Source organism: Rhodopseudomonas sp. BR0G17, assembly GCF_010907025.1.
GTDB classification, from domain to species: Bacteria; Pseudomonadota; Alphaproteobacteria; order Rhizobiales; family Xanthobacteraceae; genus Rhodopseudomonas; species Rhodopseudomonas palustris_H.
The window spans coordinates 12341-35675 of the sequence record NZ_QUML01000015.1; the positions used below are offsets into that span (position 1 = coordinate 12341).

The window sequence follows — 23335 nt, forward strand, 5'->3', positions numbered from 1 at the left end:
CGCGGCCTTTTTACTGACCCGTGAGCGCTGCTGACGGTGAGTTGGTGGCCAAACATCAACGTCATGGCCGTGCTTGACCGACGACGTCTGGCTCGCGGAGAGACTGCAAAGACGTCGTGCCCGGGACGAGCCGGGCACGAGAGAGTTGGCGTTAGTACCTGCGATCACGCAACCGTTGTCGACTGCGGCTCGCTCTTGCCTGCCGCGTCCTTGCCGCCTGACGCTTTCCGCCGCTCCACCTTCTGCAGCACGAAGACGTAGAACACCGGCACGAACAGCACGGCCAGCACGGTGGCGGACAACATGCCGCCGAACACGCCGGTGCCGATCGCATTCTGACTGCCGGCGCTGACGCCACTCGCAAACGCCAGCGGCGTGACGCCGAGGATGAAGGCGAGCGAAGTCATGATGATCGGGCGGAAGCGGATCGCCGCCGCCTCGATCGCTGCCTCGCGCAGCGACTTGCCCTCGGCATGCAGGTCCTTGGCGAATTCGACGATCAGGATCGCATTCTTGGCAGACAGGCCGATGATCGCGATCAGGCCGACCTTGAAGTAGATGTCGTTCGGCATGTCGCGGAGCATCACGGCGAGCAGCGCGCCGATGATGCCGAGCGGCACGACCAGCATCACCGATAGCGGGATTGACCAGCTTTCGTACAGCGCCGCCAGCAGCAGGAATACGAACAGGACGCTGAGCCCGAGCAGGAACGGCGCCTGATTGCCCGACTTGATTTCCTGCAGTGACTGCCCGGCCCATTCGAAACCGAACCCGCTCGGCAACTGCTTGGCCAGCCGTTCCATCTCGGCGATCGCCTCGCCGGAGGAGTGGCCCGGCGCACCATCGCCGGCAAAGCGCACCGACGGATAGCCGTTGAAGCCGATCACCTGGATCGGCCCTTTCGACCATTCGGTTCGCGCGAATGCGGAAAGCGGCACCATCCGGCCGCTGGCATTGCGGACGTTCAGCTTGAGCAGATCGTCCGCCTGCATGCGGCGATCGTCCTGCGCCTGAATGGTAACGCGCTGCATCCGGCCTGCGTTGGGGAAGTCGTTGACGTAGGCCGAACCGAGGCTGGCGGTGATGGTGGCGTTGATGTCCGCGAAGGACACGCCGAGCGCGTTCGCCTTTTCACGGTCGATCACCAGATGCAGCTGGGCCGAATTGGCTAGCCCCTCGATCCGAACGCCCGCTAGCACCGGACTGGCGGCGCCTGCCGCAGTCAGGCGCGTCGCGGCATCGTCGAGCGCCGCGCTGCCGCGGCTGCCGCGATCTTGCAGGCGGAAGGTGAAGCCCGTGAAGTTGCCGAGGCCGTCGATCGGCGGCGGCTCGAACGCCATCACCGCGGCGTCGCCGATCTTCGCCAGTTCGACATTGGCACGCCGGGCGATAGCACCGGCGCTGTCGTGGCCGCGCTCGCTCCAATCCTTCAGCGTCACGAACGCTACCGCTGCGCTCTGCGAGTTGCCGGAGAAGCTGAAGCCCGAGACGGTGAACACCTGCGACACGCTGGGGTCGGCGAGGAACACCTTCTCGGCCTGCTCGATCGAGGTCATCGCGCGGGTCTGCGTCGCCTCGGTCGGCGCCTGCATGTCGACGATCAGATAGCCCTGATCCTCGGTCGGCAGGAACGACGCGGGCAACCGCAAGTAAGCCCAGCCGAGCCCCGCCAGCAGCGCCAGATACACCACCATCAGCCGCCCGGTGCGGCTGGTCGCCCAGCCGACGCCATTGCGATAACGGCCGGCGATGCGCACGAAAGTCCGGTTGAACCAGCCGAAGAAGCCGCCCTTCTCGTGGTGATCGTCTGGCACCGGCTTCAGGAACGTCGCGCACAGCGCCGGCGTCAGCGTCAGCGCCAGGAAGCTGGAGAACAGGATCGAAACCACCATCGTCAGGCTGAACTGCCGATAGATGATACCGACCGCGCCGGGGAAGAACGCCATCGGCAAAAACACGGCCGTGAGCACCAGCGTGATGCCGACGATCGCGCCCTTGATCTGCCCCATCGCCTTGATGGTCGCCTCGCGCGGCGACAGGCCTTCGGTCGCCATCAGGCGCTCGACGTTCTCGACCACCACGATGGCGTCGTCGACCAGGATGCCGATTGCCAGCACCATCGCGAACATCGTCAGCACGTTGATCGAGAAGCCGGTGACGAACATCACCGCACAGGTGCCGATCAGCGCGACCGGCACTACCAGGGTCGGGATCAGAGTGTAGCGGATGTTCTGCAAGAACAGGAACATCACCACGAACACCAGCGCAATCGCTTCGGCGAGCGTGTACAGCACCTTCTCGATCGACGCCTTGATGAACGGGGTGGTGTCGTAAGGAATCTCGTAGGTCATCCCTTTCGGGAAATACTGCGATAGCTCCTTCATCTTGGCCGTGACGGCCCTGGAGGTGGCGAGCGCATTGGCGGTCGCCGATAATTGGACGCCGATCGACGCCGCGGGATGGCCGTTCAGCCGACTGTCGGAATTGTAGTCCTCGCCGCCGACCTCGACCCGGGCGACGTCGCGCAGCCGCACGGACGAGCCGTCGCGATTGGCGCGTAGCACGATCGCGCCGAATTCCTCGGGCGTGCCGAGCTGGCCCTTGACCAGGACCGGCGCGGTGACTTCCTGCGACACCGGATTGGGCGTCGCACCAATCCGCCCCGCGGCGACCTGTGCGTTCTGCGCGGCGATCGCGGCTGAAACGTCGCTGACGGTCAAGCCGACGCCGAACAGCTTGTCCGGATCGATCCACACCCGCATCGACCGCTGCGTGCCGAACAACTGCGCCTTGCCGACGCCCTCGATCCGGCGGATCTCGCTGATGATGTTGCGGGTGATGTAGTCGCCGACCGCGATGCTATCGAGCGAGCCGTCGATGGTCTGCACCGAGATGAACATCAGGAAGGTGCTGGAGGCTTCATCGACCAGGATGCCGCGCTGGGTCACGGCGCTGGGCAGCCGCGACTCCACCCGGCGGATGCGGTTCTGCACATCCACTGTCGCCTGCGCCAGCGACGTTCCCGGCTGGAACGACACCTCGATCGAGATCTGGCCGGTCGCATCGGTGGTCGACTCGAAGTACATCAGGCCGGGAATACCGGCGAGCTGATCTTCGATCAGCCGGACCACACCCTGGTAGATCTCTTCGGACGACGCGCCCGGATAGTTCGCGGTGACGGAGATCTTGGCAGGGGCAATGTTGGGGTATTGCGCCACCGGCAGAAACGGGATCGCCAACGCGCCGGCGATCATGATGAAGATGGCGACGACCCACGCGAACACGGGCCGCGCGATAAAGAAATCGGGCATGACCGCCGAGCCTCACTTCGCCTGCGAGGCGGCGCTGGTCGTACCAGCGGCCGCCGCGTTCGGCCACGGCTTCGGATCGACCGCCGCTCCCGGCGACAGCGCCTGAAAGCCCTGCACGACGACGGCATCGCCGGGATGGAGACCGCTGGCGATGATCCAGCGACCGTCGACCAGCCGCGACGGCGTCACGGGGCGAAACTCGGCTTTGCGATCGACCGAAACGACGTAGAGCTGCGCCTGTCCGCCCGGATCGCGGCGGAGCGCGCGCTCGGGCACCGCCAGCGCATTGAGCTGCTCGCCCTGCACCAGCTGCACGCGAACATACATGCCGGGCAACAAATCGCCGTCCGGATTAGGAAACTCGCCGCGCAGCGTGACCTGACCAGTGGTGGCGTCGACAGAAGCTTCAGAGAACAGGAGGCGGCCGCGATGCGCGTAGCTCGCGCCGTCGTCGAACCGCAGACGCACCTCGGCCTCGATCGCATCGCCGGCCTTCGCTGACTGTTGCGCGGCCCGCTTCAACGCCAACAGCTCGTTGGCGGATTGCGTGAAGTCGGCATAGACCGGATCGAGCTGCTGAATGGTCGCCAGGCTTTCGCTGCCACCGACGGTGAACAGTGCGCCTTCGGTGATCAGCGCCCGTCCGATGCGGCCGGTGATCGGCGCACGGACTTCGGTGTATTGCAGATCGAGCTCGGCGGCCTGCAGGCCGGCGCGCGCGGAGGCCTCATCCGCCTCGGCCTGTGCCAGTTCGGCGACTGCCTTGTCGTAGAGTTGGACTGTGGTGACGTCGCGATCCTTCAGCCGGGTCTGGCGCTCGGCCTGCTGGGCCGCCAGCGTGCGTGTTGCCACCGCACGCTGCAGCGTCGCCTTGGCGCTGGCGACACGAACCTGGAACGGCGCCGGGTCCAGCCGGTACAGCACGTCGCCCTGCTTGACGATGGTACCTTGTTGGAACACGCGCTCGATGATGATGCCCGAGACCCGCGGACGCACTTCCGCGATCCGCGTCGGCGCGATGCGGCCGGGCAGATCGCTGACGATGCGCAGCGTCTCCGGCACGACTGTGACCACGCTCACCACGACCGGCGGCGCCTGCTTGTCGGCTCCTGCTTGTTTGCCGTCACCGCAGCCGGCCAGACTCACCACCACGCCAAACGCGCAAGCGGCCCGGAGGGCGGCCTTTGTCTTCGTCGTCACGCAACTCACCTTTGCTCCGCACGGCTGCGAGCCCCCCGGCCGCCGCAAACCGCTCAAAAGATACCATCCGGTTGGTATATTACATTCTTGACAATGACAACGGGGCGACGCCAGGATTCACCACAGTCGTTCTAAAGAAAGTTGTCTCGCCGCAATGAGCAGCGCCCATGAGCGAAAGAAACAACCGGAAGTCGTCCGCCGCGCCTTGATCGATTGTGCCGCCACTCTGGCGATGGAGCGGGGGCTACAAGCGGTAACGGTGCAGGCCGTTGCCGCCGCCGCAGGCGTCACAAAAGGCGGCCTATTTCATCATTTTGCGACCAAGGAGAAGTTAATCGAGGCGGTCTTCGACGCCCAGCTCGACATCTTCGGTGCCGCCGTCGAAGAGGCTCTACAGGATGATCATTCCAGTTACGGCTGCTTCACCCGCGCCTATGTCCGGGCGACCTTCAATCTCAGCGAACAAGACGATAGCCAGTGCGGCGGCGCTTTGGCGGTATCGATGATGACCGACCCGCTGTTGCGACCGCGCTGGTCTGCCAGAATGCGGGCATGGCTGACGAAGTATAAAAAGACCGACTCGGCACCGGCGCTGGAGATCGTGCGACTCGCCGCCGATGGCGCCTGGCTCGCCGACCTCAGCCACCTCGCCCCGGATCTTCGGATGGACCCCAAGAAGCTGCTGGCGCGACTGTTGGCAATGACTCGGAAAGACTGAGCGGGAAAGCTAAAGACCCGCGAGACGCACACGCCGCATCACGACCGATCACAACTCACTGGCCCAGACATCCGCAGACATGATCCGGCGCATCGACGGCATCCCGCGATCGTAGTTGTATCGCGTCCCGGGGACGCTACGTTCCGCCGTGTTCGGCGATTCCTGCGAGGAATGGCCGGGCCCAATGGAGAGATCAGATGACCAAGACCGGCGCCGCTTTGCTCGCGGCAGCGACCATCCTCACCCTGGCGGCGGCTCCGGCCTCGGCCCGCGATTTCCCCTACTGCCTGCAAGGCGGCGAATGGGGCTATCCGGGTAATTGCCAGTTCGACTCGTACCAGCAGTGCATGGTGACGGCTTCCGGCACCCGCGCCTATTGCGACATCAATCCGGTGGTAGCGTTCCGTGCGCAGCAGCAGGCCGCCGAGCCGCAAGACGTTCCGCCGCCGCAACAGCAGCCGCGCAAGCGCCGGCACTAATCAGCTGCGCTTATTTCGCGCGCGCAACGGCCCTAAACGCCAGCTCCAAAAAACAACGGCGCCGCTTCCTCTCGGAAGCGACGCCGTAAAACTTTGATCAGGCCACCGACCTATTCGTCGCGATACACCTTTTCGCGCTTCTCATGGCGCTCCTGGGCTTCGACCGAGAGCGTCGCAATCGGGCGCGCCTCGAGCCGCTTGAGAGAGATCGGCTCGCCGGTCTCTTCGCAATAGCCGTAGGTGTTATCTTCGATACGTTGCAGTGCTGCGTCGATCTTGGCGATCAGCTTGCGTTGACGGTCGCGAGCGCGCAGCTCAATAGCGCGGTCGGTTTCGGAGGAGGCGCGATCAGCCAAGTCGGGATGATTGACGTTCTCTTCCTGCAGTGCCTGGAGCGTGAGTTTGGCTTCACGCAGGATCTCGTCCTTCCAAGCCAACAATTTGGCGCGAAAATAATCGCGCTGCCGCTCGTTCATGAACGGCTCTTTCTCGGATGGTCGATAGTCTTTCAACTTTTCCAAGGGCAATCCATGATCCACATCAGGCGGTAAACACCCCGCCTGCGCGGCAGCTTATATAGCGCTGGGTTGTGACAGACAATATCGTCCGCGCCGATCGCACCGGAACGGCGGAATAGCTGGGGAACAGGAATCGCAGGCTTAGGCTTGGCCGGCTTTGGCGAGTTCGACCTCGACCCGCAGCTCGATCTCCGCCAGTACCGCGTCGAGGCCGGGATCGCCGGAGGAGTTCTTCAGTTCGGCCGCCGCCGCGCGCAGCCGCGCCACCGTTGCACCGTCCAGCATCCCCGACAGCAGGCCGATCTTCAGATCGTCGAGCGCATCGAGCGCTGTCCGTCCGCGCTGCACCGAGCGCTTGCGGCGTTCGGTGGCATCCTCCACCCCCTGCATGGCGAGCAGCGCATCCAGCGCCGCCGGCGGCCGCGGCGCACTGATCGGCTTGGCTTCCGATTGCGTTGGGGCGGTGGGGAGCGAAAACGTGCTCGATCCGGAGCGCCGGACAGTGCCGGAGCCGGTCGATGTGGTGGTGCCGTTCGGACCGTAAATGCGCATCGTATCTCTCGCCGTGTCCAGGCTCGCCGAGGAACAGCTTACACCCAGGGCGGCAACAGGGCTGAGGCCCCCGATCCGCAGCAAAGCGGTTTATGGTTAACGATGGGTAAACAGCCCGGCAAGAATTGCCGGTGACGGCAGTTTCGCCGCGGTTGGAACCCAAACGGAACTCCGGAGAAGGGAACTTCCCCTCGGAAAATCAACAAGTTGCTTCAGATTCGCGGGTGGCACAGGACTGGCAAGGAAAGACTGACCGCATCGTTCGCAACAGCGGCGATGGATCGACAGGAGCCGACAATGCCGCGCGTATCGACCCAACTCGTAAGGCTGGCTGCGGCGGCGCTGTGCGTGCTGCTCCTGTCGGGCGTGGGGGCCAATGCGACGTCGCGCATCAAGGACCTCGCCAATATCGAAGGCATCCGCCAGAACCAGCTGATCGGTTACGGCCTGGTGGTCGGCCTCAACGGCACCGGCGACACCCTCAACAACATCCCCTTCACCAAGCAGTCGCTGCAGGCGATGCTGGAACGTATGGGCGTCAACATCCGCGGCGCCACCATCCGCACCGGCAACGTCGCCGCCGTGATGGTCACCGGCAATCTGCCGCCGTTCGCCACCCAGGGCACCCGGATGGACGTCACCGTCTCGGCGCTGGGCGACGCCAAGAACCTGCAGGGCGGCACCCTGCTGGTCACCCCCCTGCTCGGCGCCGACGGCAACGTCTACGCGGTCGCCCAGGGCTCGCTGGCGATCGGCGGTTTCCAGGCCGAGGGCGAAGCCGCCAAGATCACCCGCGGCGTGCCGACGGTCGGCCGGATCGCCAATGGCGCCATCATCGAGCGCGAGATCGAATTCGCCCTGAACCGGCTGCCGAACGTGCGTCTGGCGCTGCGCAATGCCGACTTCACCACCGCCAAGCGGATCGCCGCCGCCGTCAACGACTACCTCGGCACCAAATGCGCCGAGCCGCTCGACCCGTCGACCGTCCAGCTTTCGATCCCCGGCGAGTTCAAGGGCAACGCGGTGGCACTGCTCACCGAGATCGAGCAGTTGCAGGTCGAACCGGACCAGGCCGCCAAGATCGTAATCGACGAACGCAGCGGTATCATAGTCATGGGTCGTGACGTCCGAGTTGCCACCGTGGCGGTGGCCCAGGGCAACCTGACGGTGTCGATCTCCGAAAGTCCGCAGGTGAGCCAGCCGAATCCGCTCGGCGGCGGCCGCACCGTCGTCACGCCGAATTCCAGGATCGGGGTCACCGAAGACGGCAAGAAGCTCGCCGTGGTCAAGGACGGGGTGTCGCTGCAGCAGCTGGTCGACGGCCTCAACAGCCTCGGCATCGGCCCGCGCGACCTGATCGGCATCCTGCAGGCGATCAAGGCCGCCGGCGCCATTGAAGCCGACATCGAGGTGATGTGATGACGATCGCCACGACCTACGGGCCGACCCTGCCGACCTATAACGGGCGGCCCGACTTTGCCCTCGCCGAAGCGCTGTCGAAGGTGCCGGCGCAGGTCCAGGACAAGGCCCAGAAGACCGCCAAGGACTTCGAGGCGATGTTTCTCAACACCATGTTCTCGCAGATGACTTCCGGGCTGAAGGGCGAAGGACCGTTCGGCGACACCGTCGGCACCGGCGTTTGGCGTTCGATGCTGACCGAACAGCATTCGCAGATGGTCGCCAAGGCCGGTGGCGTCGGCATCGCCACCGACGTGTACCGCTCGCTGATCCTGCAACAGGCAGCCCGCTCCTAAGCGCAAAGGACGACGCCATGACCGCGATGCAACGCCCGCAAGCCCAGCCCGCCGCCGTTCAACCGGTGGCAACGCCCGCCGACGCGCGCAAGCTCGCCGAGGGCCTGATCACGCTGATGGATTCGCTGCTGAAGGTGATCGAACACGAGACCGAGCTGGTCCGTGCCGGCAAGATCGCCGAAGCGATGCGGCTCGAGGTCGACAAGACCGAAGGCACCAAGCGCTACATCAGCGCGATCACGCTGGTGCGCGCCAGCCAGCCCTACATGTCCAAAGCGACGCCGGACCTGCTCGCGACGCTGCACCGGCATCACGAAGTGTTCCGCGCGATGCTGCAGGTCAACCTGACCGTGCTCGCCACCGCGCATGCGGTGTCGGAAGGCATCGTGCGAGGCGTCAACGCCGAAGTGCAGAAGCGCAACGCGCCGCAGACCTACACCGCCTACGGCCGTCACACCGGTCCGAGTCCGCGCCAGCTGACGCCAATCGCAGTCAGCCGTTCGCTGTAACGCCTCCCCTCACGACGACCTTGCAGGCCCGACGCGCATTGGCGCGAGATGTTGCACGCCTGCGCGATGCAAAGCTTTCGATTTAAATCATCGGAATCTTTGCAGGAGGAATTTCAGAACTGTTTGCCACGATGCTCGAGGAGGTGTGGGATTGACCTGATGGAGGCCAGGAGGCTGACATGAGTATCGATTTCAACATCAAGCCGGTGGGGGCGCCGGTGATCACGCCGATCCTCAGGCCGGAGCCTGAGGCGGTGCAAGCGGCCGTACCGACCGATCTGCCGGCGCCACAAAGCGTCACCGCGGCAGACGGCGGATCGGCGACGACTGCCACCAAGTCCGGAAGCAACCCTGCGTCTTCGATCGCCCGCCAGGTGATCTTCGATCAGGCTGCGGCCGAGATGGTGTACGTGGCGGTCGATCAGAACACGCAGTCGGTGATCAGCCAGTATCCTGATTCCTGGCAGCTCAAGGCACGCGCTTACTTCCGCGAACTCGATCAATCGAAGCCGCAGCGCATCGGATCGCTCGCAACCGACCGCGTCGCCTGACGCCGAGTTGGAATGAGACCGAATCTCCCGGCCCGCCGGTTGCGGGCGCGGGCGCTTTGCGCTGCGCAGAGGAAATGATGTGAGCAGAGCGCAAACACCGCAACGGCCATTGCGTTACGGACGGCCGCTGAGACCCGCGGCGATGTTGCGATTGATGTCGATCAGCGCCTGCAGGCGTTCGACTTCCGGCTTGATCTGCAAGGCGCTGGACTGGCTCATCACGAACACGCCGATGTTGGCGATGTTCTGCCGGATCTCGATCGACTGCGGATTGTCGTCGCGCATCGCCTCGGTGACGAAGATCGACCAAAGTTTGCGATTGAACAACAGCGCTTCCTGAAGTCCGATCGCACCCTTCTCGTCCCAGTTCGTGACGACGTCCTGCAATTGCTTAGCCGCCTTCAGCAGCGCCTGCGCTTCGATCTCGCGGGGAGATGCAGTCCTCTGCGCCGTTCTGGCGTAAGCTTGCGCGGCACTCGACATCGGCTACCTCGACAACAATTCTTCTTCACGCTTGATGAGGGGGCGCAGCTCTCTGAGTGCCTTATAGAGATTGCCGCTTAAGATATGATTACTGGTTGCTTCAATCGTTTCGCGGAAGCTCGGCACGGCTTCGATCAACTCTTTGATGAAACCTAGATACAAATCCTGATAAGCTGGGATGTCGTTCTGCAGATACATCATCTGCACACAGAGATAGATTCGCTTCACCGGCGTGTTCGCAGTCTCCGCGGTGAGAATGTCCTTCTCGCGCAGAATCGGCGCATCGCCGTCGATCAGAAACGTGGTGCGGGTGTCGGAGTTGGTGATCACGCTCTGGCCGATCACGATCCGCTCGAACGGCTTCAATTCGACTCGCAGAGGCATCGCTTCTCCCTTCGCATATGGTCACGGGACCGAGATCGACTCATCCTCCAGCCCTTTTTCCTTATGCGCAGGGTTTGCGAATCGATCCAGTACCAACGCGCCGTACTTTCAGGGGAAAAATGCAACGGGAGATTGCACGACGCCGAATCGCGCCGCCGCCCGGGACGTGGCCGCCCCGTGATCGCCGCCCCGGCGCGAGGCCGGGGCCGTTGCGATTACCGCAGCAATTGCAGGACGCTCTGCTGCGACTGGTTGGCCAGCGACAGCGCCGACACCGCGATCGATTGCCGGGTCGACAGCGCCTGACTGTTGGCCGCTTCTTCGTTGGTATCGGCGAGCGTCAGGTTCGCCGAGCCGGTCTGCAGCACGTTGATCAGGCTCTTGGCGAAGTTCTGGCGGATCTGCACGATCGACAGGTTTGAACCGTAGGACGACGCCTGCGAGCGCAGCGTGGTCGACGCGGTGTTGAGCGCAGCGAGCGTCCTGTTGGTCGCGGCGTTGTCGATGAAGTCGGTGCCGGCGACCAGCGTCGGCAGGCCAAGCGCTGCGGGCGTCAGCGCGGTGCCGACGATGGTCAGCGTCGAATTGCCGGTTTCGTTGAACACCAGCTTCAGCGTGTCGCCGTTCAGCAGGTTGACGCCGTTGAACGACGCGTCCTGCGACGTGGTGGTGATCTGCGCGATGACGTTGTTGTACTGCTCGACCAGCTTGGCGCGCGCCGCCTGCGAATTGAGATCGGCGACCGGCGGGTTCGGCGTGGTGAAGGTCAGGGTCGAGGTGATCGAGCCGCCGAGCACGCCGCCGTCCGCAGCCGAGCCGAGCGTCGACGACGCGTAGTCGTTGCTCGCCGAGATCATCAGCACGCCATTGGCGTCGACCTGCGCGGTGAGGTTGTTCGGCGCGAGCGCGGCGTTGAGCTGCGCCAGCGTCTTCACCGTGCCGCCGGTACCGTCGCCGAACGTGACGCTGACCGGCGTGCCGCCCTTGAAGGCGGTGAAGGTCATGGTCTTGCCGGAGACGCCGCCGGCGCCGGAGGCGCGCGACGCCTGGAACACCGTCGAGGTGCCGGTGTTGCCGGCGAGGCCGAGCGCCAGCATGGCATTGCCGGTGCCGCTGATGGTGAGGTCGGAGGCGCTGCCGGTCGAGATCTTCAGCGAGCCGCTCGACAGCGACGAATTGGCGGAGCCGAGCTGGGTCGTCAGCGTCGCACCGGTCTGCGACAGCGTCGCGGTCTGCACGCCGGTGGCAAGGTCGATCGCTTTCAGCACGTCGGCGACGGTGCCGCCCTGCAAATAGACGGTCGAATTGCCGAGCCCGTCGGTCTCGACGTGGCCAGTCACGCCGGTGTGGGTCGCCGAGGCGAGCGGGACCGGCGCGTTCTTGAAGGTGATGGTCTTGCCGTTGACGGTGAGGATCGAGCCATCGTCGATCAGCGTGCCGATCGTGGAGGGCCCGGTGATACGCGGCGCGTCGAGCGTAGTCGGGCCGGAACCAGTCGAGGTGGTGAGATTGAGCGACTTTAGCAAGTCGGCCGGACCGGTGACGTGGAGGTCAGCGCCGGTCGAAGAATTCAGCGTAACCACGCCGGTACCGCTGATCGAGGATGGCGTACCGTTGGCCGTGAAGGTCGCAACGCCGCCCGAGATGTTGGCCGACTTGACGCCGCTGGCAAGATCGATCGACGTCAGCACGTCGCCGACGGTGGCGTTGGTGAAGGTGTTGCTGGTGCCGAGATAGATCGTCGAATTGCCCTGGGAGTCGGCAACGATGTTGCCGAGCACACCGGACCCGACCAGCAGGCCGGCCGGCGACGGCGGATCGGACGCCTTGAAGGTGATGGTCTTGCCGTTCACCGTCAGCGTGGTGCCGTCGGCGATCGCAGCGCCCAGGCCGCCCACCGTGTTGAACAGCTTGGTGCTGGCAGTGATCGGCGACGCGGCGCCAGTGCCGAGCGATGTCGACACCGGTGCGCTGAAGCCGAGCTTGGCCAGCACCGTGCCACCCGAGGTGTCGGAGATCGACAGCGCGCGGTTGGTGCCGGTGTGCAGCTCGAGGTGGCCGCTGGCGTTGACCACCGATGGATTGCTGGTGTTGCCGTTGATGGTGTCGACCGTGGCGAGCAGCGCATTGATCGGCTGATTGACGCCGATCGTATAGTTGCCGTTGCTGTCGACCGTCGGAGTGCCGGTGGCGGTGAAGGTGATGGTCTTGCCATCGACGACCAGCACATCGCCGGCCTGCGGGCCGGTCGGAGTCGTGGTCAAACCGTTGGTGAGCGACGAGATCAGATCGGTGCCGGTCGCAGTCGCCGTCGCGGTGCCGGTGTAGAGCACACCACCCGTCGAGGTCGCATCGGTCGGAACGTTCTTGGTGACCGCGGTGCCGGGCAGCGAGCCGATGGCGCCGCCCAACGTGTCGGTCAGCGACACGCCGCTGGTGCCGCCGGCGGTGCCGTCATAGATCACGTTGCTGGTCGCGATCGCGCTGGCGAAGGTCTGGGTGCCGCGCAGATCGTTCGGAGTGGCGCCCGCGATGGTCGCCGCAACGTTGGATTTAGTGGAATAGCCGACGTTCGACTGCAGCGCCTGGTTGGCGATCGACTTGGCGGTGTCGATCAGCTTGTTGAGCGAGGTGATGCCGGTGTTGGCCGCCTGCAGGATCTGGACGCCGTTGCCGATGCCGTCGAGCAGGTTGTTGATGTCGCTGGCGCGGCTATCGAGCCCTGCTGCGGTGAAGAAATTAGTCGGATTGTCGAGCGCGGTGTTGACCTTCTTGCCGGAAGCAAGACGGTTCTGCGTCGTCGCCAACAGATCGGCAGTCGACTGCAGCGATAGCAGATTCTGGCGAACCGCTGCCGAGAGAACCACATCAGCCATGGTGCAAACCTTCCTGATCCGCGCTGGACGTCGACCTTCAGTCGCACGTCGCTGCTCGCGTCGAACGGTCGTTGCCGCTGCGACACTTGCCGGTTGTGTTTAGACGCCTGTTCTGGAGAGGGACCTCGGCTGCACGACACACGTGCGCACCGGATCAACGCGGCCGATTCTCGGCCTACCTTCTTCCTGAGCACCCGGGACTATGGCGGGGGCCATTTAAAATATGGTTAACAGCGTCTTAAGGGTAAAAAGGTCAATTAAATCAATAGATCGGGTGTTTGCCCGCGATCACCCCTGCCCGGTTAGCGACCAATTTATTAACTGATTCGCTCATTCGGGCACCGGCGATCCGACACCACCAAGCCGACCCGTGGACCGGCACGGGATTCAGACGGCCGGTCCAGCATGGTTTATGAATTATTTACACGGCTGACGGAGGATCACCCGCCTACGGGTTCTCTGAGGTGCGTCACAGGGCCTGAGGAGCTACCATCACTCCATCAGATTCGGATCCTTGAGATGCAGCCTGGACGCAGCAAGGCCATTCCCACCCGCAACACCTCCGACAAGGCTTACGAGCCCGCGCTGCTATTGATGCGCGCACGCGTGCTGCATCAGCAGGGCCAGCTCGACGAGGCCCGCTCCGCCTATAAGAAGGTGCTGAAGAAGGCGCCCGACAATTTCATGGCGCTGCACTTCTACGCGCTCGCCGAGTATCAGAGCGGCAACGCCGAGCTCGGCATCAAGACGCTGAAGCGCGCCCTGCTGATCGATCCGAAGGCGGCGCAGGCCCACTCCGACATGGGCAGCATGCTGATCGCCGTCGGCCGCTACGACGACGCGCTCGTGTCGTGCGACAAAGCGATCGCAATTGATCCGACGCTGATGCTGGCCCACGCCAACCGCGGCCTCGCCCTCACCGGCCTTGCCCGCTATGAGGACGCGATCGCCAGCTACGACAAGGCGATCGAACTGACGCCGGATCGCGCCGACACCTGGAACGATCGCGGCAACGCGCTGCACAAGCTCGGACGCTATCCCGAGGCGCTGGCGAACTACGACAAGGCGATCGAGATCGATCCGCTCAACGACGTCGCCTTCATGAACCGCGCCGGAACCTATAAGGAGCTGAAGCAACTCGACAAGGCGCTGGCGAGCTACGATCGCGCGCTGTCGATCGGCAAGCGGCCGGTCGTCGCCGGCCTCGCCCGTGCCGAGACCCTGCTGTTCATGCGCAACGTCAAGGACGCGCTCGCGACCTGCACCGCCGTGCTCAAGATCGAGCCGAACTCGGTCATGGCGCTGACGCTGCTGGGCAACTGCATGGCCTCGCTCGGCGATGCCGAGACCGCGATCGCCTTGCATAGCCGCGCGCTGGAGCTGATGCCGAACTACGAAGCGGCGATCTCCAGCAAGATCTTCTCGATGGATTTCTGCGCCGGCATCGGAGTCGAGCCCCAGCAGGAGGCCCGCAAGAGCTGGTGGACGCAAATCGGCGCACCGATCTATCGCGCCTGCGCCTCGCCGCCGATCAACGACCGCGATCCGGATCGGCGTCTGGTGGTCGGCTATGTGTCGGCCGACTTCCGTGCGCATTCGGCGGCATTCTCGTTCCGCCCGGTGATCGAACATCACGATCACAGCCAGTTCGAGGTGATCCTATATTCGGGCGTGGTGGTGCCGGACGATTCCACCCACACCTTCGAAGCAGCCGCCGACAAATGGCGGGATGCGACCCTGATGAGCGACCAGCAGCTCGCCGACCAGATCAAGCAGGACAAAGTCGATATCCTGGTCGACCTCTCCGGCCATTCCAGCGGCAACCGGCTACGCGTGTTCGCCCGCAAGCCGGCCCCGGTGCAAGTCACCGCCTGGGGCCATGCGACCGGCACCGGCCTGCCGGTGATGGACTATCTGCTCGGCGACCCGGTGGCGATCCCGGCCGAAGACCGCCATCTCTATGCCGAGGCGGTCTATAATCTGCCGTCGATCGTCATCATCGAGCCGCTGCCGCAGCAATGGAGCTCTGCGGAGCTGCCCTTCGACCGCAACGGCTACCTGACCTACGGCTCGTTGAACCGCATCTCCAAGATCTCCGACGCGGCGATCGACGTCTGGTCGCAGGTGCTCTCCGCATCACCGACCTCCCGGCTGATCCTGAAGGATCATCAGATCGACGACCCCGCGGTGCGACAGACGCTGCTGGAGAAGTTCGGCGCGCGCGGCATCGCGGCCAGCCGTATCACCCTGCTCGGCTCGAGCTCGCGTCAGGACCACCTCGAAACGCTGAAGCAGATCGATCTTTGCCTCGACCCGTTCCCCCAGGCCGGCGGTGTCTCGACCTGGGAAGCGTTGCACATGGGCGTGCCGGTGGTCAGCCGGCTCGGCCAAACCGTGCCCAGCCGGGTCGGCTGCGCGGTGCTGGCTGCGGCTGGCCTGCCCGACTTCGTTGCCACCGACGATGCGCGCTACATCGAGATTGCCAGCAAGCCTGATCTGGACCGGCTGCGCTTGATCCGCCGCGGCCTGCGCGATTTCATCCTGCAGCGCTGCGGCCCGGCTGCCTACACGCGCGCGGTCGAAGACGCCTACCGGACGATGTGGAAGCGCTGGTGCACCACCCCGTTCGACGAGGCCAAGGACCGGGCGCTGCGCCGCGGGCGTTGAGGCCGCCTGCGCTACACCCCCGCGCCGCCGCTGTGCTTCGGCGCCACACCGGGGACAAATGGCGCGATCAGCATTTCGCGCTTGATCAGTTCATCGTCGATCGACGGCAACTGGCTCTCCAGCGGCGCGCCGAACTTCAGCACCGGATACAGCTTCTGCGCCGGGTTGATCTCGACGTTACAGAACACCGGCCCCTTGCGGGCATAAACCTCGCGGAGCTGCTCGGCGATATCGGCGCTGCGGCTGATCGTGACCACCGGCAGATCCATCGCCTCGGCGACTTTGCGGAAGTCCACAAACGACAATCCGCTTGGTGCATCGACGCCGACATAGTGGCCGTCGAGCCAGGTCTCCAGCGTCTGCTTCTGGATGCCGTGGCCATGATTGTTGAACAGCATCAGCCGCACCGGCAGTTCGTGTCGCTTCAGCAGCGCCAGCTCACCGAGCGACAGCATCAGGCCGCCGTCGCCGATGATGCAGGTGACGCTGCCCTTCGCCTGCACCGCGGCGCCGATCGATGCCGCCAGCGCGTAGCCCATCGCGGTGTTGTTCCAGTCCGAGATCAACCGCTGGCCGCGCTTGATGCGAAAGCCGTTGCAGGTCCAGGTCAGGTTGCCGCCGGTGTCGACATAGATCAGCTCGTCGGCCGGCGCCGCATCGCTGAGCTTATCGACGAAGTCATAAGCGTCGACGAAGCCGGCATTGTCGGGAGCGGAGCCCGGTCGATCGTCCGGCAAGGCGATGCGCCAATGCGCGATCGTATTCAGCCAGGGCTCGCGCGGCGGCGCCGCCTCGACTGCGGCGAGCAGCTTCGGCACGAATTCGTCCAGTCGAGCCGCGATACGAGTCGCGATACGAATGCCGCGATCATCGAACTTGTCCATCTCGCCCCGACTGGCATCGACCATCACGATCGTCGCTTCGCGCGCGAACGACGGCAGAATGCCGCCGGTGACGTTCTGCGACAGCCGGCTGCCAAGGCACAGGATCATGTCGGCGTTCTGCACCGTGAAGTTACCGCGCCGCGGCCCATAGACACCGAACGGCCCAACCCGCAGCGGATGATCAGCCGCGATCAGATCGGTGGCAGCCCAGGTGGTCAGCACCGGCATGCCGAGGCGATCGACGAGTTGATCGAGCGCGGCTCCGATCCGCGGTGTCGCAAGCCCGCCGCCGAGGATCAGCGCGGGACGTTTCGCGCGCGCGATCAGCGGCAGCAGCGCCGCAATCTCCGCGTCGAGATCGCTCGGTGCGGCTGCAGGCTCGGGCGTGAAGCCCGGCAACGCGTCGGGATCAATCTCGGCGCGCTGCAGATCGTCCGGCAGATCGATCAGCACCGAACCGGGCCGTCCCTCGAACGCGAGATGATAGGCCTTCTCCAGATGATAGCGGATCGTGGTGGGATCGGAGATCTGCACCGCGTATTTAGTCACCGTGGCGAAAATGGAGGTGACGTCGGTCTCCTGAAAGCCGAGCTGACGGATCTGGTTCTTGCCCTTCAGCCGATGGGTCGCGACCTGTCCGGTGATCATCAGCGTCGGCACCGAATCGTAATAGGCGCAGCACACGCCGGTCAGCAGGTTGGTGGCGCCGGGGCCAGAGGTGGTGATGGCGACGCCGAGCTTGCCGGTGGCACGCGCATAGCCGTCCGCCGCGATCGCAGCCGCCTGCTCGTGCTGCGGGAAGATCGGCGTGACATCCGGATGGCGCTGCGCGGAGTCGAACATATGCACTGCTGCGCCGCCCGAAATGCCGAACACATGGGTGACGCCGCGCCGCGCCAGGAAATCGATGACGTAGTCGGAGAGCTTCACGCGTGTCCTCCTTGCGCGGCCGATCAATTGCCGTGCCGGCGCAACTTGTAGATGTTCGGATCAGCGGCGAGCCGATCGGTCAGCGCCGCGCCGCCATCGCGCCAGGCATCGTGCACCACCGAGAAATTGCGCCCGCCGGTCGCGGCGCGGCCTGCCTCAAACGCCCATTCGATGCAGCCGAAGATGTCCTCGTAGGACGTTCCCTGCGCGCCGCTGTCGAGAAACTCCAGCGTGCGGCGCAGATTGACGCCTGCGTCGTCGCCGGCATCAACGGTCTGGCGATGGATCTTGGTGTTGACCCAGCCGGTGCCGACCGCGATCGCGTGCACGTCCGCATACTCGTCGTCGAGCAGCTCGCACAGCTTCACCAGCATCACCTTGCCGAGACAATAGGCCGAGTAGTTGCGGAACGGGCCGTTGATGCCGCCCCCAACCAGGAACGCGACCTTGGCGGTCGAGGCTTGCGCACGCAGCGGATACAGCGCGTGCAGCAGCCGCATCTGAGCGACGGAATTCAGCGACAGCGACGCCGCCCACTCCTCGAAATCACGCCCGAAGAAATCGCCGATCGGCGACAATTGCCCCGCGGCACTGATCAGCCGCTCCCAGGGATTGCCGAGCGCCGCGATCTCCGCCGCCGCACTGCGCACGCTGCTGGCATCGGTCAGATCGCAATGCACCAGATGAATGCCGGCGTCAGCCTGCAGCTCGCTCAAATTCTCGCTCGACCGATACGTGCCGATGACATCGTAGCCCTGCGCGCGATAGAGCTGCGCCAGCTTGATGCCGATGTCACTGGAGATCGCCGCGATGATGACGCTGCCGCTCATCGCTGGCCCCCGTAGGTCTTTGCCGCAGCCTGGGCAAAGGCTTGCGCGAGAGCGCCGTTGTTGTCGGTCATCAGGCCATACCAGGGATCGTCGGTTGTCATTGCGAGCGAAGCGACGCAATCTAGGGGCTTCACTGCGCGGCGAAGGATTGCTTCGTCGCGGAGCCTGTGCTCGGACGGCGCAAAGCGCCGATCCGGGTGCTCCTCGCAATGACCGGGAAAGGCTGCGGACAACAACGACAGCGGAAAGTCGAGCTGCGCCAGCGCCAGGCTCGCCGGATTGCCGATGTCACGGTGATAGCTGCCGTTGTGGAACGCGAAGATCCGCCTCATGAAGACGGGCAGCACTTCAGTCGAGAAATCCGCCACAGGCTTGCCGAGCGAGGCGATGAAGTCGATCACCTCGGGCTCGACGATATACACCGCAGCGTTGGCGAGATTGCCCTTGGGATGGTGCGGCTTCTCATCCATCTCCAGCACGCGCCCAGCAGAATCGAGCGTGAGGATGCCGCAGCTCTGAGGCTGATCGGTGACGAAGCTCATCATCGTCATCGCCGTATCTGGGGGGCGCCCCGCATGGGCGGCGAGGAAGGCGCGCGGATCGAACAGGCTGAGATTGTCGGCATGGGCGAACAGCGTCGGCCCTTCCGTCAAGCGCTCCCGCTGCCGCAGCAGCGTGCCGGCGGTGCCGAGCAGCGTGGTTTCGGGCGCAAGGATCACGCGCTCCGCCCACGGACTGCGGCGGATGTACTCGCTCACGAGATCGGCGTGGTGATGCAGATTGACGACGATCTCCGAAAACCCGGCCTCACTCAGCATCTGCAACCACAGCCCGAGCAGCGGGCGCCCGGCGATCGGCATCAGGCACTTCGGCAGCACGTCGGTGAGCGGCGCCAGCCGCGTGCCGAGGCCGGCCGCGACCAGCAACGCCTTGGAGCCGCCGCTCACGTGTCGAGCTCCCGGATGATATCGCGGGCGGTGACTGGGATATTGCCGATCCGGCCGACCTGGCAGGCGGCGGCGATCGAGGCCAAGTACGCACTACGCCAGATGTCGGTGCCGATCGCCAGCGCCAGCGCGGCGCAGACGAAGAACGAGTCGCCGGCGCCCGCCGCGTCCTTCGGCGCGGTGTTGAACGCCGGCAGCCGATCGGTCACCACCGTGCCGGCGCTGCTGGTCTCGGCGTGCACCAACAGGCCCTCGGCTGCCAGCGTCAGGATCACGTTCTTGGCGCGTGCCTTTTCGCGCAAGGCTTCAACCAGCACGACGAGACCGGAGTCGAAATCGCGCATCGCCAGCCGCGCTTCGCGCTCGGTCGGCTTGATCAGCAGCATCTCGGTGAACCGCGAAATATCACCGACCTGCGACGATGATTGGCTGTCGGCAACCATCGGCACGCCGCGAGCGCGGCACGCCTGCCCGATCGCCTCGACCAACCGAGACGGCAGGCAGCCGTAATTGAAGTCGGAGAACACCACCAGATCAGTCGTCGGCAGCCGGTGCTCGATCGTCTCCAGCATCCGGGTCTGCAGATCGGCATCGACGTCGTGCTGCTTGAGGTGGCTGACGCGCAGCAGCGTCTTGTTGCCGGCGCGGAACCGCTGCTTCGTCGTGGTCGGCCGGCTCTCGTCGGTGAGGATGGTGGCGTCGACGTTGTAGGAAGCCAGCCGCTCCTGGGCAAAGTCCGCCATCGCGTCGCCGCCGCCGACGGTGAGCAGGCCGACCTGCGCGCCCATGCCGGCCGCATGACCGGCGACGATGCCGGCGCCGCCGACGAACAGTTCGCGCAGCACCGGCGTCACCACGATGGTCGGATCTTCCTGCGACAGGCCGAGCGGATCGCAAGCGATATATTCGTCGACGATCAGATCGCCGATCACCAGCACGCGCAGCTTCGGAAATCCGGCCAGCACGTTCTTCAGTTCGGCCAATTCGAAACGATGCCGACGCGGATAGTCGAGCGGCTTGACGATCGACGACGGATTGAATTCTCGGAACTCGCGCTTGATCAGATCGAGCGACGAGAACGCGACCTCGCCGGAGGAGAACACCAGGCGGCCGCCATAACCGTCGAGCACCGCCTTTTCGGGATTGTCGGCGCCCTCGTGCTCCTTGCCTTTCACAACGACATTCGGCTGCAGCGCCGCGATGAAATCCTCCGCAGCATCGTGCAGCAGAAAGGCGTGGTCGACCACGCCGATGGCGCGCACACCTTCGAGCCGCAGCTCGGCCGGCAGCATCCAGTCGTAACCCGTTTCGGCAGTGACGCCGACGACCAGATAGTCGCCGCAATCGGCGGCGAATTTCAGAAGCCGCAGATGGCCGGGATGAACGATGTTGAAATTACCGGCGACGAACACGATGCTGCGCCGACGACCCGCCTTTTTCCGGATCTCCGCAAGCTCGGTGCTGGTCTCGGGATGCGGCATCGGCATCACCTCAGCGACGGATCGATTTCGATCAGCGGGCGCACGCTGCGGCGATGCTCCAGATCGTCCAGCGCCTCGTTGATCTCGTCGAGCGCGTAGCGGCGGGTGAACATCGCATCGAGCGGCAGCTTGCCGTCGCGGTACAGCCCTGCCAGCAATTCGATGTCGCGTTCCGGCTTGCTGTCGCCGCCCCAGGTGCCGAGGATCCGCTTGCCGCAGATCAGTTCGAACGGATCGAGCGCGATCTTCTCACCGCTGCGCGGATGCGAGGCGAACACGCACAGTCCGCCGAACCGCCGCGTGGCGTCGAACGCTTGCTCGATGACGCGGGTGAGTCCAGCGGATTCAATCGCGTAGTCGACGCCGAGGCCACCGGTGAGCTTTCGGATCTCCTCGACCGGATCGCTGCGCGAGGCGTCGATCACCGTGGTGGCGCCGAGTTCGGCCGCCATCTTCAGCTTGGCGGGCTCGACGTCGACCGCGATCACCTGCTTGCAGGCGAACAGCTTGCAGGCCATCAGTGCGGCAAGCCCGATGCCGCCGAGACCGAAGATCGCCAATGTCGCGCCCGGCTGCGGCTTGGCGATGTTGATAACGATGCCGGCGCCGACCGGCAGCGCACAGCCGAACAGCACCGCAACGTCCATCGGCAGCCCGGCCGGCAGCGGCGTGACGCGGTTTTCCGCGACGACGGCATATTCGTTGAATGTCGTCACCGCGCCGGCGTTGATGACCCGCTCCCCGTTGGCGTAGCGCACGCCCTGGGTGTCGGCGCCCTGCCCCTTGATCCAGCCGAGAATGACACGGTCGCCACGCTTAACCTTGGTGACGCCCGCGCCGGTCTCGACGACAACGCCCGAGCCTTCGTGGCCGAGCATATGCGGCAGATAGCGATCCGGCCCGCGTCCGCCGCGCGCTTCCATCACCTGACTGTGGCAGACACCGGAGTAAGCCAGCTTGACCAGGACCTGCCCCGCTGCGAGCGGCGGCGCCTCGACCGTCTCGATCCGCAGCGGCTGATCGAGTTCATGCAACACCGCCGCCCGGAAGGTCACGGACATGGCGGCCTCCGCTGTGCAGACGCCCACACCATCCCCGTCATTGCGAGCGAAGCGAAGCAATCCATAGCGTCATGCCCGGCGCTGGATTGCTTCGTCGCTTCGCTCGCAATGACGTTGAGAGTCGGTGTCATCATCGCCCTCAAAACGGTCCTGAGAACCAGGTGCCCGGCACGTCGTGTGGGAAGGTGCGCTGGGCGACCAGAGAGGCGGTTTCGACGTCGCGGCCGAGCATCCGGCCGACGGCATCGGCGATGTGTTCGGCGCGGACGTGATAATTCTTGGTCAGCGCCGGGCTGGTCGCTTCCGGCACGTCGGGCGCGGCGAGGCGCTGCGGCGCGCTCTTGAGGCTGGCGAAGTGATCGGTGGCGATCCGCGCTACGATCTCGCCGGCGACGCCGCCGGTCAGATGCCCACTGTCGAGCGCAAGCAGCCGCCCGGTCTTCTGCACCGAGGTGATCACCGTCGGCCAGTCCAGCGGACGAATGCTGCGCAGGTCGATCAGATCGCAAGCGATGCCCTGAGCGGCGAGATGATCGACGGCGTGCAGCGCCTCCACCGTCATGTAGCTCATTGCCACGATGGTCACCGCATCGCCGCGGCGTACCAGACGCGCCTTGCCCAAAGGCTCCCGGACATCGCCGGCCGGGACCTCGCCCTTCATATTGTGCAGCCAACGATGCTCCAGGAAGATCACCGGATCGTCGTCGAAGATTGCCCCGAGCAGCAGCGTCTTGGCGTCCTCGGCGGTGGTCGGCATCACCACCTTCAGGCCGGGAATATGCGCGAACCAAGATTGCAGGCTCTGCGAATGGGTCGGTCCCTGGCCCCAGCCGCGACCGATGATCATCCGGATGGTGATCGGCACGCCGCGCTTGCCGCCGAACATGAAGCGCCATTTGGCGGCATTGTTGACGAGCTGATCGAGCGACAGCAGCGCGAAGTCGAGCCGCTGATGCGTCAGCACCGGCCGCATGCCGTTCAGCGCGGCGCCGATCGCAAAACCGGTCATCGCCGCTTCCGACGTCGGCATATCGAACACGCGATCCGGGCCGAACTGCTTATGCAGATCGAGCGTGGTGCCGAACACGCCCTTGGGATCATCCGTGCCGAGACCGAAGCAGATCACGTCGTCATCGGCCGCAAGCGCTGTGGCGAGCCCATCCCAGATGGCGGCGGCGAAGCTGGTTGCCATTCCGCCCT

General features: G+C 64.8%; 20 protein-coding genes. 7 read left to right on the forward strand and 13 right to left on the reverse strand.

Going from position 1 to position 23335, the window contains the following annotated elements; all coding sequences use genetic code 11:
• Positions 1 to 164: 164 nt before the first annotated feature.
• On the reverse strand, positions 165 to 3311 hold the full coding sequence (locus DY467_RS13555) for a multidrug efflux RND transporter permease subunit (RefSeq protein ID WP_164636650.1): 3147 nt from the start codon (positions 3309 to 3311) through the stop codon (positions 165 to 167).
• Between the two features lie 12 nt (positions 3312 to 3323).
• Positions 3324 to 4511: an efflux RND transporter periplasmic adaptor subunit gene (locus DY467_RS13560; RefSeq protein ID WP_349627637.1), complete on the reverse strand. Its 1188-nt coding sequence runs from the start codon at positions 4509 to 4511 to the stop codon at positions 3324 to 3326.
• 154 nt (positions 4512 to 4665) lie between these two features.
• Here DY467_RS13560 and DY467_RS13565 point away from each other — a divergent pair, with 154 nt between their 5' ends.
• Entirely contained in the window at positions 4666 to 5229 is a 564-nt protein-coding gene (locus tag DY467_RS13565; protein WP_107345610.1) for a TetR family transcriptional regulator, read from the forward strand.
• Positions 5230 to 5426: 197 nt separating this feature from the next.
• Positions 5427 to 5708: a DUF3551 domain-containing protein gene (locus DY467_RS13570; protein ID WP_164571951.1), complete on the forward strand. Its 282-nt coding sequence runs from the start codon at positions 5427 to 5429 to the stop codon at positions 5706 to 5708.
• Between the two features lie 110 nt (positions 5709 to 5818).
• Here the strand turns inward: DY467_RS13570 and dksA are convergent, their stop codons facing one another.
• Both dksA and DY467_RS13580 read right to left on the reverse strand, forming a co-directional pair.
• Positions 5819 to 6229: an RNA polymerase-binding protein DksA gene (gene dksA / locus DY467_RS13575; protein ID WP_107345612.1), complete on the reverse strand. Its 411-nt coding sequence runs from the start codon at positions 6227 to 6229 to the stop codon at positions 5819 to 5821.
• A gap of 138 nt (positions 6230 to 6367) precedes the next feature.
• On the reverse strand, positions 6368 to 6778 hold the full coding sequence (locus DY467_RS13580) for a flagellar assembly protein FliX (RefSeq protein ID WP_011159444.1): 411 nt from the start codon (positions 6776 to 6778) through the stop codon (positions 6368 to 6370).
• A 297-nt stretch (positions 6779 to 7075) separates the two neighbouring features.
• On the opposite strand from DY467_RS13580, the gene DY467_RS13585 reads away from it, so the two are divergent.
• The 4 genes from DY467_RS13585 to DY467_RS13600 all read left to right on the forward strand — a co-directional run bounded on the left by DY467_RS13585 (position 7076) and on the right by DY467_RS13600 (position 9592).
• Positions 7076 to 8197, forward strand: coding sequence for a flagellar basal body P-ring protein FlgI (locus DY467_RS13585; protein WP_107345613.1), 1122 nt, complete (start codon positions 7076 to 7078; stop codon positions 8195 to 8197).
• Positions 8197 to 8532: a flagellar assembly peptidoglycan hydrolase FlgJ gene (flgJ, locus tag DY467_RS13590; protein ID WP_107345614.1), complete on the forward strand. Its 336-nt coding sequence runs from the start codon at positions 8197 to 8199 to the stop codon at positions 8530 to 8532. Before DY467_RS13585 ends, flgJ begins: the two co-directional genes overlap by 1 nt.
• Positions 8533 to 8549: 17 nt before the next feature.
• Complete coding sequence (locus DY467_RS13595; RefSeq protein ID WP_164636654.1) at positions 8550 to 9041, forward strand: hypothetical protein; 492 nt, start codon at positions 8550 to 8552, stop codon at positions 9039 to 9041.
• 179 nt (positions 9042 to 9220) lie between these two features.
• A complete protein-coding gene (locus tag DY467_RS13600; protein WP_164636656.1) occupies positions 9221 to 9592 on the forward strand; it encodes a hypothetical protein in 372 nt (123 codons plus the stop codon).
• Between the two features lie 114 nt (positions 9593 to 9706).
• On the opposite strand, the gene flaF is transcribed toward DY467_RS13600, so the two are convergent.
• The 3 genes from flaF to DY467_RS13615 all read right to left on the reverse strand — a co-directional run bounded on the left by flaF (position 9707) and on the right by DY467_RS13615 (position 13335).
• Positions 9707 to 10075, reverse strand: a complete 369-nt coding sequence (gene flaF / locus DY467_RS13605; RefSeq protein WP_107345617.1) for a flagellar biosynthesis regulator FlaF — start codon at positions 10073 to 10075, stop codon at positions 9707 to 9709.
• A 3-nt stretch (positions 10076 to 10078) separates the two neighbouring features.
• Positions 10079 to 10459: a flagellar biosynthesis repressor FlbT gene (gene flbT, locus DY467_RS13610; protein ID WP_011159450.1), complete on the reverse strand. Its 381-nt coding sequence runs from the start codon at positions 10457 to 10459 to the stop codon at positions 10079 to 10081.
• Between the two features lie 215 nt (positions 10460 to 10674).
• On the reverse strand, positions 10675 to 13335 hold the full coding sequence (locus tag DY467_RS13615) for a DUF1522 domain-containing protein (RefSeq protein WP_164636658.1): 2661 nt from the start codon (positions 13333 to 13335) through the stop codon (positions 10675 to 10677).
• Between the two features lie 519 nt (positions 13336 to 13854).
• On the opposite strand from DY467_RS13615, the gene DY467_RS13620 reads away from it, so the two are divergent.
• Positions 13855 to 16002: an O-linked N-acetylglucosamine transferase, SPINDLY family protein gene (locus tag DY467_RS13620; protein WP_164636659.1), complete on the forward strand. Its 2148-nt coding sequence runs from the start codon at positions 13855 to 13857 to the stop codon at positions 16000 to 16002.
• An 11-nt stretch (positions 16003 to 16013) separates the two neighbouring features.
• Here DY467_RS13620 and DY467_RS13625 read toward each other — a convergent pair whose 3' ends face one another.
• From DY467_RS13625 to DY467_RS13650, 6 genes are all read right to left on the reverse strand, one after another.
• Complete coding sequence (locus tag DY467_RS13625; RefSeq protein WP_164636661.1) at positions 16014 to 17816, reverse strand: thiamine pyrophosphate-binding protein; 1803 nt, start codon at positions 17814 to 17816, stop codon at positions 16014 to 16016.
• A 23-nt stretch (positions 17817 to 17839) separates the two neighbouring features.
• Positions 17840 to 18646, reverse strand: a complete 807-nt coding sequence (locus tag DY467_RS13630; protein WP_164636663.1) for an SDR family NAD(P)-dependent oxidoreductase — start codon at positions 18644 to 18646, stop codon at positions 17840 to 17842.
• The gene (locus DY467_RS13635; protein ID WP_164636665.1) at positions 18643 to 19593 is read right to left on the reverse strand and encodes a nucleotidyltransferase family protein; all 951 of its coding nucleotides are present in this window, start codon (positions 19591 to 19593) and stop codon (positions 18643 to 18645) included. The genes DY467_RS13630 and DY467_RS13635 overlap by 4 nt, the downstream gene beginning before the upstream one ends.
• The gene (locus DY467_RS13640; RefSeq protein WP_164636667.1) at positions 19590 to 21074 is read right to left on the reverse strand and encodes a PfkB family carbohydrate kinase; all 1485 of its coding nucleotides are present in this window, start codon (positions 21072 to 21074) and stop codon (positions 19590 to 19592) included. The genes DY467_RS13635 and DY467_RS13640 overlap by 4 nt, the downstream gene beginning before the upstream one ends.
• Positions 21075 to 21079: 5 nt before the next feature.
• Positions 21080 to 22135, reverse strand: a complete 1056-nt coding sequence (locus tag DY467_RS13645; protein WP_164636669.1) for a zinc-binding dehydrogenase — start codon at positions 22133 to 22135, stop codon at positions 21080 to 21082.
• A 139-nt stretch (positions 22136 to 22274) separates the two neighbouring features.
• Positions 22275 to 23327: an alpha-ketoacid dehydrogenase subunit beta gene (locus tag DY467_RS13650; RefSeq protein WP_164636671.1), complete on the reverse strand. Its 1053-nt coding sequence runs from the start codon at positions 23325 to 23327 to the stop codon at positions 22275 to 22277.
• Between the last annotated feature and the right edge of the window lie 8 nt (positions 23328 to 23335).

Bases quoted from the DNA above. Each gene is read 5' to 3' on its own strand.
- DY467_RS13555 (WP_164636650.1), bottom strand. From the start codon at position 3,311: ATGCCCGATTTCTTTATCGCGCGGCCCGTGTTCGCGTGGGTCGTCGCC.
- DY467_RS13565 (WP_107345610.1), top strand. From the start codon at position 4,666: ATGAGCAGCGCCCATGAGCGAAAGAAACAACCGGAAGTCGTCCGCCGC.
- DY467_RS13570 (WP_164571951.1), top strand. From the start codon at position 5,427: ATGACCAAGACCGGCGCCGCTTTGCTCGCGGCAGCGACCATCCTCACC.
- DY467_RS13580 (WP_011159444.1), bottom strand. From the start codon at position 6,778: ATGCGCATTTACGGTCCGAACGGCACCACCACATCGACCGGCTCCGGC.
- DY467_RS13585 (WP_107345613.1), top strand. From the start codon at position 7,076: ATGCCGCGCGTATCGACCCAACTCGTAAGGCTGGCTGCGGCGGCGCTG.
- flgJ (WP_107345614.1), top strand. From the start codon at position 8,197: ATGACGATCGCCACGACCTACGGGCCGACCCTGCCGACCTATAACGGG.
- DY467_RS13595 (WP_164636654.1), top strand. From the start codon at position 8,550: ATGACCGCGATGCAACGCCCGCAAGCCCAGCCCGCCGCCGTTCAACCG.
- DY467_RS13600 (WP_164636656.1), top strand. From the start codon at position 9,221: ATGAGTATCGATTTCAACATCAAGCCGGTGGGGGCGCCGGTGATCACG.
- flaF (WP_107345617.1), bottom strand. From the start codon at position 10,075: ATGTCGAGTGCCGCGCAAGCTTACGCCAGAACGGCGCAGAGGACTGCA.
- flbT (WP_011159450.1), bottom strand. From the start codon at position 10,459: ATGCCTCTGCGAGTCGAATTGAAGCCGTTCGAGCGGATCGTGATCGGC.
- DY467_RS13615 (WP_164636658.1), bottom strand. From the start codon at position 13,335: ATGGCTGATGTGGTTCTCTCGGCAGCGGTTCGCCAGAATCTGCTATCG.
- DY467_RS13620 (WP_164636659.1), top strand. From the start codon at position 13,855: ATGCAGCCTGGACGCAGCAAGGCCATTCCCACCCGCAACACCTCCGAC.
- DY467_RS13630 (WP_164636663.1), bottom strand. From the start codon at position 18,646: ATGAGCGGCAGCGTCATCATCGCGGCGATCTCCAGTGACATCGGCATC.
- DY467_RS13640 (WP_164636667.1), bottom strand. From the start codon at position 21,074: ATGCCGCATCCCGAGACCAGCACCGAGCTTGCGGAGATCCGGAAAAAG.
- DY467_RS13645 (WP_164636669.1), bottom strand. From the start codon at position 22,135: ATGTCCGTGACCTTCCGGGCGGCGGTGTTGCATGAACTCGATCAGCCG.
- DY467_RS13650 (WP_164636671.1), bottom strand. From the start codon at position 23,327: ATGGCAACCAGCTTCGCCGCCGCCATCTGGGATGGGCTCGCCACAGCG.